The 10,516-nt window shown below is 68.7% G+C and carries 4 protein-coding genes; all 4 read left to right on the forward strand.

Features of this window, described 5'->3' with window-relative positions:
- Positions 1–138: 138 nt before the first annotated feature.
- The 4 genes from fadD32 (at position 139) to C6V83_RS02195 (ending at position 10,479) form a co-directional block, all read left to right on the forward strand.
- Entirely contained in the window at positions 139–2,040 is a 1,902-nt protein-coding gene (gene fadD32 / locus C6V83_RS02180) for a long-chain-fatty-acid--AMP ligase FadD32 (RefSeq protein ID WP_105941015.1), read from the forward strand.
- Between the two features lie 117 nt (positions 2,041–2,157).
- On the forward strand, positions 2,158–7,791 hold the full coding sequence (gene pks13 / locus C6V83_RS02185) for a polyketide synthase Pks13 (protein WP_105941016.1): 5,634 nt from the start codon (positions 2,158–2,160) through the stop codon (positions 7,789–7,791).
- The gene (locus tag C6V83_RS02190; protein WP_105941017.1) at positions 7,788–9,341 is read left to right on the forward strand and encodes an acyl-CoA carboxylase subunit beta; all 1,554 of its coding nucleotides are present in this window, start codon (positions 7,788–7,790) and stop codon (positions 9,339–9,341) included. The genes pks13 and C6V83_RS02190 overlap by 4 nt, the downstream gene beginning before the upstream one ends.
- A 16-nt stretch (positions 9,342–9,357) precedes the next feature.
- Positions 9,358–10,479, forward strand: a complete 1,122-nt coding sequence (locus C6V83_RS02195; protein WP_105941018.1) for an ATP-binding protein — start codon at positions 9,358–9,360, stop codon at positions 10,477–10,479.
- The last annotated feature ends 37 nt before the right edge of the window (positions 10,480–10,516 follow it).

Genomic DNA, 10,516 nt, shown 5'->3' on the forward strand with positions numbered 1-10,516 from the left:
TTTTGCGCACCCAGGTCCGGTGAGTGAGAAGCACCGGACGTGGATATGACAGGGCGCCGACGCTGCGGGGCGGCTGGGCGGTGCCGACACTGTGACGACAGAAGAGAGTCGCGATCACTCGCGACGAGGAGTTATTCAATGCTGAAGACCGAGTTCGAGCAGTTCCTCGACGAAGACGGCAACCTCCGGTTCACCGAGGACGCCACGCTCGTCGATTACGTCGAACGCAACGTGCGGGAGCAGGCAGACACGCTCGCGTACCGGTACATCGACTACAGCCGGGAGCGAGACGGCGAGCGGATAGATCTGACCTGGGCCCAGTTCGGCAAGCGCCTGCGGGCGGTGGCCGCGCGCCTGCAGCAGGTGACCAAGCACGGCGACCGGGTGGCGATCCTCGCGCCGCAGTCGCTCGAGTACGTCATCGGCTTCTTCGCCTCGATGTACGCCTCCAACATCGCGGTGCCGCTGTTCAGCCCCGACGAGCCCGGCCACCACGATCGGCTGCACGCGGTCCTGGCCGACTGTGAGCCGACCGCGATCCTGACGTCCACCAAGTCCGCCGAAGCGGTGCGCGACTTCTTCTCCGATCGGCCGGCCAAGGAACGCCCCCGCGTCATCGCTGTCGACGCCGTGCCCGACTCGGTGGGCGAGACCTGGGTGCCGCCGGTCGCCGGCGAGGATCACAACCGCGACACCGTGGCTTACCTGCAGTACACCTCCGGCTCCACCCGGGTGCCGGCCGGCGTGGAGATCACCTATGAGGCGGTGGCTGCGAACGTCCTGCAGATCTACGACTGCATCGAGATCGATCGCAACGCCCGCGGCGTCACCTGGCTGCCGATGTTCCACGACATGGGGCTGCTGACGGTGATCCTGCCCGCGCTGGGCGGCCGCTACATCACGATCATGAGCCCGATGGCGTTCGTGCGCCGCCCGGGCCGCTGGATCCGGGAGCTCGCCGCCGACGACGATCACGCGCCGACCTTCGCCGCCGCTCCCAACTTCGCCTACGAGCACGCCGCGGCCCGCGGTCTGCCGAAGGAGGGCGAGGATCTCGACCTGTCCAACGTGATCGGTCTGATCAACGGTTCCGAGCCGGTCACCGTCAGCTCGATGCGCAAGTTCAACGATGCTTTCGCGCCGTACGGACTCTCGCCGAAGGCCATCAAGCCCTGCTACGGGATGGCCGAGGCGACCTTGTTCGTCTCTGCGACGCAGCGTGACAACGCCGCCAAGATCTCCTACGTCGACCGCGACAAGCTGAACGCGGGCTACTTCTCTCCGGTGGAGGAGGGATCGGAGAACTCGGTCGCGCAGGTGTCCTGCGGCCAGGTCGCCGTCAGCCAGTGGGCCGCCATCGTCGATCCGGAGACCGGTACCGAACTCGAGGACGGCCGGGTCGGCGAGATCTGGCTGCACGGCCTGAACATCGGCAAGGGCTACTGGAACAAGGACGACGAGACCGAGGCGACCTTCCACAACAAGCTCGCTCATCCGCTGGCCGAGGGCAGCCATGCCGCAGGCGCCCCGGAGAACTGCGATTGGATGTCCACCGGGGACTTCGGCGTCTTCTACGACGGCGAGTTGTACATCACCGGCCGGGTGAAGGATCTGGTGATCGTCGACGGTCGCAACCACTACCCGCAAGACCTGGAGAGCAGCGCGGAGGAGGCGAGCGAAGCGATCCGCCCGGGCTTCGTCGCCGCGTTCGCGGTGCCGGCCAACCAGCTGCCGGCGGAGGTGTTCGCCGGCGGTTTCTCCGGGCTCACCTTCGACGCCGACGACGCATCCGAGCAGCTCGTGATCGTCGCCGAACGCCCCGGCAAGAAAGCCGACCCGCAGGAGGTCGCCGATGCGGTGCGGGCCACCATCGCCGGTCGCCACGGAGTGATGGTCCGCGACGTGCTGCTGGTCCCGAACGGGTCCATTCCGCGTACCTCCAGCGGCAAGATCGCTCGCCGCGCCACGAAGGCCGCCTACATCGACGGCACGCTGCGGGGCGGGTATCAGCAGACCGCGTTCCCGGACGCCGGCGACTAGAGACCCGGATCCGAGCAACCGAAACCGTGAACCACGCCGCCGACGGCCCGGTATGTCCTCGACATACCGGGCTCGACGCGTACCGACCCATCGACGAGATCTCCTAGGCTGTAGACGATGTCTGACACTGAGAACACCGGAACCGATTCGCCCGCCGAGTCCCCGAACACCGCGGGCGAGACCGCCGGCGGCATGACCGTGGAGGAACTGCGCGACTGGCTCCGCGAGTGGGTCGCCACCACCACGGGCCTGCCCGTCGAGCAGATCTCGGTGGACCGCCCGATGGAGGAGTTCGGGCTTGCGTCCCGCGATGCGGTCGCGCTGGCCGCCGACGTGGAGGATCGCACCGGCGTGATCCTCACTGCGACGGCTGCGTACAACCATCCGACCATCGCGATGCTCGCCAAGCGCATCATCGAGGGCGACCCCGAGGAGGGCCTGGACGTCGACGCCGACCGCTTCTGGGAACGCGAACGCAGCGCCGACGACGACATCGCGATCATCGGTCTGGCGACTCGCTTCCCGAAGGCGGGTGAGACGCCGGAGTCCACCTGGGAGGCGCTGATCACCGGCGTCGACGGCATCACGGACCTGCCGGAAGACCGGTGGAGCGAGTTCAAGGCCGATCCCCGGCTGGCTCAGATCATCGCCGAGGCCAACGTGCACGGCGGCTATCTGGACGACGTCGCTGGGTTCGACGCCGACTTCTTCCAGATGAGCCCGCGCGAGGTCGAGATGGTCGACCCGCAGCAGCGGCTGGCGCTCGAACTGACCTGGGAGGCGCTGGAGAATGCGCATCTGCCGGCCAGCGACCTCAAGGGCGCGCCGGTCGGCGTGTTCCTGGGCACGTCGACCAACGACTATCAGATGCTCGCCACCCTCGGTCTCGGCGAAGGCGCGAGCGAGACGGCGGCGTACGCCCTGACCGGCACCGCGACGTCGATCATCGCCAATCGCGTCTCCTACTTCTACGACTTCCGCGGGCCGTCGCTGTCGATCGACACGGCGTGCTCCTCATCGCTGGTCGCCGTGCATCAGGCGGTGCGCAGCCTGCGTACCGGCGAGACCGACGTCGCGATCGCCGGCGGCGTCAACATGATCATCACGCCGGCTGTGACGCTCGGCTTCGACAGCATCGGTGCGCAGGCGCCGAACGGCAAGATCAAGGCGTTCTCGTCGGACGCCGACGGCATGATCCGCGCCGAGGGCGGCGGCGTGTTCGTCCTGAAGCGTCTCTCGGCCGCGCGCGCCGACGGCGACCAGATCCTCGCCGTGATCGCCGGCAGTGCGGTGAACTCGGACGGCCGCTCCAACGGCATCTTCGCACCCAACCCGGAAGCGCAGGTCGACGTGCTGCGCGACGCGTACGCCGATGCGGCCATCGATCCGCGCACGGTCGACTACATCGAGGCGCACGGCACCGGCACCGTGCTCGGCGACCCGATCGAGGCCGATGCGCTCGGCCGCGTGGTGGGCCGCGGACGGACACCGGATCGCCCCGCGCTGCTCGGTTCGGCGAAGACCAACTACGGCCACATGGAGTCCGCAGCCGGCGCCGGCGCGCTCGCCAAGGTGGTGCTCGGACTGCAGCACGACAAGATCCCGGCCTCGCTGAACTACGTCGGCCCCAATCCGTACATCCAGTTCGAGGCGACCAACCTGAAGGTGACCGCCGAGAACACCGACTGGCCGCGCTACAGCGGCCACGCCGTGGCCGGTCTGTCCGGCTTCGGCTTCGGCGGCACCAACGCGCACGTCGTCGTGCGCGAGGTGCTGCCCTCCGACCTGGTGGTCTCGACTTCGCTCGACCAGCGAGGGGATGACTCGTCGGCTGAGCATTCCGGCTCGGTGGCCGAGCCTTCCTCGCTGGTCGAGTCTTCCTCGCTGGTCGAGCGGAGTCGAGACCCCGAGGACGACGACGAGTACCTGACCGACGCCGAGCGCGCGCTCCTCGCCGCGCAGGCGCCGAAGACCGAGACCGTCGCCGAGTCCGTGGCGGCCGATCCGGCCGAGGGCTTCGCGCCCTGTGCGCAGGACGGCGCGGTGGTGCCCCTGGTGATCTCCGGGTTCCTGCCGTCGCGCCGCCGGAAGGCCGCCGCGGAACTGGCGGAGTGGCTTTCCTCGGACGAGGGCCGGGCGACGCCCCTCGCCGAGATCGGCCGGGCGCTGGCCAGGCGGAACCACGGGCGCACCCGGTCGGTGGTGATGGCCCGCACGCACGAGGACGCGCTCAAGGGTGTGCAGGCCGTCGCCGACGGCAAGGCGCTGCCCTTCGTGTACACCGCGGACTCGCCCGATGCGGCCTCGGCGGTGTGGCTGCTCAGCGGCTTCGGGTCGCAGCACCGCAAGATGGCCAAGCAGCTGTACACCGAGAACCCGGTGTTCGCCAAGCACGTCGACCGCGTCGACGAGTGCGTCCAGAACGAGCTCGGGTACTCCGTCAGCGAGTTGTTCCTGGACGATTCCCAGACCTACGGCATCGAGACCAGCCAGGTGGGCATCTACACCATCCAGGTGGCCCTCGCCGAGACCATGCGCCACTACGGGGCCGAGCCCGGCGTGCTGGTGCCGCACTCGATGGGCGAGGCGTCCGCCGCCTACATCAGCGGCGGACTGTCGCTGGAGGATGCGACCCGAGTGATCTGTCAGCGCTCGCGCCTGATGGGTGAGGGCGAGTCCATGCTCGCCGGCGACGACATCCGGCTGATGGCCATCGTCGAGTACTCGGCCGACGACATCACCGCGGTCCTGGGCGACTACCCTGATCTGGAGATCTGCGTCTACGCGGCCCCGACGCACACGGTGATCGGCGGCCCGGAGTCGCAGGTGGACGCGATCGTGGCGCGCGCGGAGGCCGAGGGCAAGCTCGGCCGCAAGCTGCAGACCAAGGGCGCCAGCCATACCTCGCAGATGGATCCGCTGCTGGGCGAGCTCGCCTACGAGCTCACCGGCCTCGATCCGCAGAGCCCGAAGGTCGGTTTCTACAGCTCGGTCGACCGCGAGGTGTTCTACCGCCCGGGCGCTGAGCCGGTGCACACCATCGAGTACTTCACCAAGGGGCTGCGGCACAGCGTCTGGTTCGCGCAGGCCATCGCCAAGACGGTCGAGAACGGCCACCGGACTTTCGTGGAGCTCTCGCCGAATCCCGCGGTGCTGATCTCGGTTGCGGCCTCGGCCTTCGGCGCCGGCGTGCACAACGCGGAGTTGATCGAGACGCTCCGCCGCAAGGAGGACGAGAGCTACGGCCTGGTGAATGCGCTGATGAAGCTATGGGTGCACGGTCACCCGGTGGACGTCGGCTCGCTGTTCGGCACCGGTCAGGATCTGCCGTACGCGAGCATCCCGCGCACTCGCTTCGACCGCAAGCCGTACTGGCTGACCGCCTCGGTGAGCAGCTCGGCCGGCCTGTCGGCCGTGCCCGGTGCACACGTCGCGCTGCCGGACGGGCGTCACGCCTGGGAGGTGGCCGTGAGTGCGGTCACCGACCCGCGTGACCTGGTGCTGGCTGCCGCGAAGCAGGTGCTCGTCGATCCCGCCGTGGTCGCGGTCGATGCGACCGGCGAGTTCCCACGCGAGGGCACCGTGACGACGATCTTCACTCGCCATCCGGGCGGCGGAGCACTGACCGTCTACGCCGATGCCGCGCACGGCAACCGCCTGGTCTACGAGGCCGCCGTCACCGGGACTGCTCCCGGCCGTGCCCCCGTCTCGCCGGAATCGTCCGCTGCGGTCGGAGACCCCGATGCGATGGTCGAGCCCGGTGACGACACGCGATCGGCCGGAGCCGGTGTCGAGGCCGCCCCGCATGCGGGGGAGTCCTTCGCCGGCGGCCCCGTCGTCGACGAAGACGAAGTGGTCGACGACATCGGGCGGAAGTTCGAGCCCGGGCAGGGCGAGACCGTCGAGCAGCGCCTGGCGGTGATCGTCGGCGAGTCGATGGGCTACGACCCGGACGACCTTCCCCGGGAGATCCCGCTGATCGAACTGGGTCTGGACTCGCTGATGGCGGTGCGTATCAAGAACCGCGTCGAGTACGAGTTCGACATCCCGCAGCTCCAGCTCCAGGCGATGCGTCAGGCGAATCTGATGGACGTCACCAAGTTCGTGACTTTCGCCGTGGAGAACCGCGATCAGGTGGACGTGCTGGCGCAAGGGGCCGCGGACGGCCAGGAACTCGACACCGCCGCGCTCTCGGCCTTGATCGACGAGGTGAACGCCCGCAAGGCCGCTCCGGGAGCGGCTCAGCCCGGCGAGCTGGCCCAGCCCGTTGAGCTGGCCCAGCCCGTTGAGCCTGTCGAAACGTCGTCTGCAGCGGCCCAGCCCGTTGAGCCTGTCGAAACGTCGGCCGAGTCTGCGCAGCCCGTTGAGCCTGTCGAAACGTCCTCCGAGTCGACCCTTCGACAAGCTCAGGGGGCGACGGAAGCTCAGGGCGCGATCCAGCCCGTTGAGCCTGTCGAAACGTCGGCCGAGTCGACCCTTCGACAAGCTCAGGGGGCGACGGAAGCTCAGGGGGCGACGGAAGCTCAGGGGGCGACGGAAGCTCAGGGGGCGATCCAGCCCGTTGAGCTTGTCGAAACGCCTGCCCCGAAGGCTGACCTGACCGACCAGGCCGAGGTGGCCGCGGCGGCCGGGACCGACGTGCCCCCGCGGGATGCGCCCGAGCGTCTCACTTTCGGCGCCTACGCCGTGGTCACCGGCAAGTCGGCCGGCGGCGTCTTCAACAAGCTTCCGGTGCTCGACGAGGAGACCGCCCAGAAGCTGACCGACCGCCTCAACGAGCGGACCGGCGGCGACATCGACGTGGAAGACGTGCTCGCCGCGGAGACCATCGAGGAGATGTCCGACTACGTCCGGAAGCACATGGATGCGGCCGCGGACGTCGACGGCTTCGTACGGTATCTGCGGGTTCCGGAGAAGCAAGGGCAGCGGCAGCACGTCTTCGACACGACGGCCGGCGATCCGATGCCGATGCTGGTGTTCCATCCGGCCGGCGGCAACACCTCGGCCTACGAGGCGCTGCTGAAGCGGCTGCCGGACGACCAGCCGGTGGTCGGCTTCGACCGCGTGGAGGGCTCGATCGAGGAGCGGGTGCGGCAGTATCTGCCGAAGCTCCGCGAGATCCAGCCACACGGCCCGTATGTCCTGGTCGGCTGGTCGCTCGGCGGTGCGCTCGCCTACGGCGCGGCGCAGTTGCTCAGCGAACACGGTGAAGAGGTCGCCTTCGTCGGCCTGATCGACGTCGTGCGTCCACGCGAGGACGTGGTGGAGACCCCGGAGACCAAGCGTGCGCGTCTGGAACGCTGGCGCGACTTCGCGGTGAAGACCTACGACCTCGACGCCGACACCCCGATCCCGATGGACCGGCTGGTCGAGGCCGACGACGACGAGCAGTTCGCGATCATCATGGAGATGATCCAGATGTCCGGCACCAAGATCCCCGGCGGGATCATCGAGCACCAGCGGACGTCGTTCCTGGACAACCGCGCGCTCACGAACATCGATCCGAGTCCGTACGACGGCAAGGTGGTCCTCTACCGCGCCGACAAGATGCACGACGGCGCCATCGAGCTGGAGCCGCAGTGGGCCGAGATCGACGAGGACGGCCGCTGGAGCGAGGTGGTCGACGATCTGGAGATCGTCCACATCGGCGGCGATCACCTGTCGATCGTCGACGAACCGTATGTGGCCAAGGTGGCCGCGGACCTGTCCGACCGGATCGCGGACCTGAACGAGAGGGGTGCCGGCGTATGACCGACAACACCACCGCGGGCAAGCTTGCGGATCTGCGCGCGAAGCTGGAACTGGCCAAGGAGCCGGGCGGCGAGAAGGCGGTCGCCAAGCGAGCGAAGAAGGGCATCTGCTCGCCGCGTCAACGACTCGAGATGCTGTTCGATCCGGGGACCTTCGTGGAGGTCGGCGCGCTGGTGAAGGCGCCCGGGGCTGGCGAGACCGGTTACGGCGACGGTGTGGTGACCGGCCACGGACTGGTGCACGGTCGCCCGGTCGCGGCCTTCAGTCACGACCAGACCGTGATGGGCGGCAGCGTGGGCGAGATGTTCGGCCGCAAGGTGTCCGCGCTGATGGAATGGGCGGGCAAGCTCGGCTGCCCGATGGTCGGCATCAACGACTCGGCCGGCGCCCGCATCCAGGACGCCGTCACCTCGCTCGCGTGGTACGCGGAGATGGGCCGTCGCAACGATCTGCTGTCCGGTCTGTCCCCGCAGGTCTCGGTGATCCTCGGCAAGTGCGCCGGCGGCGCCGTCTACACCCCGGCCAACACCGACATCCTGGTCGGGGTCGAGGACAAGAGCTACATGTTCGTCACCGGCCCGGACATCCTCAAGGCGGTGAACGGCGAGGACACATCGGCCGAGGACCTGGGCAGCGCCCACAATCAGGCGCGGTGGGGGAACATCCACCACGTCGCGCCCGACGAGCAGGCGGCCTTCGAGTGGGTGCGCGAGTACCTGCAGTACATGCCGTCGAGCACCCATGAGAAGCCGCCGGTGATCAATCCGGGCCTGGAGCCGGAGATTACCGAGTCCGACCTCGCGCTGAACGAGTTCATGCCCGACAACGACAACGCCGGGTACGACATGCGGGACCTGATCGTGCGGCTGTTCGACGACGGCTCGTTCCATGAGATCGGCGAGCTGTTCGCGCCGAACATCCTGACCGGCTTCTCGCGCGTCGACGGGCACAGCGTCGGGATCGTCGCGAACCAGCCGTCGGTGATGGCCGGCACCATCGACACCGACGCCTCCGAGAAGGCGACGCGCTTCGTCCGGATCTGCAACGCCTACAATATTCCGCTGATCTTCCTGGTCGACACCCCCGGCATCCTTCCGGGAGTCGCCGAGGAGGCCAAGGGCACCATCCGCCGTTCGGGCAAGTTCCTGTACGCCTATGTGGAGGCCGACGTCCCCAAGATCACCGTGGTGCTGCGCAAGGCGTACGGCGGCGCGTACGCGGTGATGGGCTGCAAGCAGCTGGGCGCCGACATCAACTTCGCGTGGCCGACGGCCAAGATCGCAGTGATGGGCGCGGAGTCCGCGGCGGTGCTGCTGACCCGCCGTCAGACCGAGGGCCTGTCGGTGCACGACGCCGACAAGGTGCGCCGGGACTTCATCGACTTCTACAACGTGATGATGGCGAATCCGTACCTGGCGGCCGAGAAGGGGTACATCGACGCGGTGATCGAGCCGGCGCAGACGCGGCTGCAGCTGCGCAAGGCGCTCGCGCAGCTCCGCGACAAGCAGGTGCTGCGCGCCCCGCGCAAGCACTACCTGATGCCGATCTGACCGGGACGAGGACCGCATGACCGGACAGCTGCCCATCGGCACCCGCCTGGGCGAGCACGCCGACGCGCACCTGCTGGCCACCAAGCTCAACCGGCACACGTTCTGGTGCGGACAGAGCGGTTCGGGGAAAACCTACGCGCTCGGGGTGCTGCTGGAGCAGGTCCTGCTGCACACTCGGCTGCCGATGGTGATCCTGGACCCGAACAGCGACTTTGTGCACCTGAACTCCGTGCGCGACGACGCCCCCGCCGCCGTCGCCGGGGAACTGGCGCGCCGGGACGTCCGCATCTGCCGGCGCGGTGCCGAAGGCGGGGAACCGCTGCACGTGCGCTTCGTCGACATGGACGTGCCGTCGCGGGCGGCCGTGATGCGCATCGATCCCCTCGCCGATGCGGACGACTTCAACGTGATGGTCCGGCACGAGGCGCAACTGCGCGAGGCGATCGCCGGCCTGGGACTGGGGAACGACGACGCGACCGGTCTGCGCGCGTCCGTCGTCACGCTGCTGCGGTCCCGGCCCGAGCCCGAGTACACCAGGCTCGCGGTCCGCCTGGAGAACCTCGGCATCGCGGACTGGGACCTCTGGGCGTGGGGCAACCGGACGCTGATCGACATCATCGACGAACAGCCGGATGCGACCGTCGTGGATCTGGGCGAGGTGGCCGTCGCCGAAGAGGCACAGGCCGCTGCCCTGGCCGTGCTCGATCACCTGTGGGCGCGGCGCCACGAGCGGATCGGCCGCCTCATCGTGATCGACGAGGCGCACAATCTGTGCTCGCCGACGCCCGCGACGCCGGTACAGCGCCTGCTGACCGAACGAATCGTGCAGATCGCCGCGGAAGGCCGCAAGTACGGCCTGTGGCTGCTGATGTCCACCCAGCGTCCGTCGAAAGTCCATCCGAACGCGCTGTCGCAGTGCGACAACCTCGGCCTGATGAAGATGAGCGCACCGCGTGATCTGGCCGAGCTGGGTTCGGTCTTCGGTTACGCGCCGGAATCGTTGCTCGCCCGCGCCACGGAGTTCGGGCAGGGGGAGGTGCTGTTCGCGGGCGGCTTCGCGCCGGCACCGATGATCGTGCAGGTCGCACCGCGGCTGACCCGCGAGGGCGGTGCCGACGTCCCGATCGCCTTGCGCTGACGCGCGGGCGTCAGGCGCGACAACCGGCGCCCAAGCG

It is taken from the genome of Gordonia iterans (assembly GCF_002993285.1).
In the GTDB taxonomy this organism is placed as follows: Bacteria; Actinomycetota; Actinomycetes; order Mycobacteriales; family Mycobacteriaceae; genus Gordonia; species Gordonia iterans.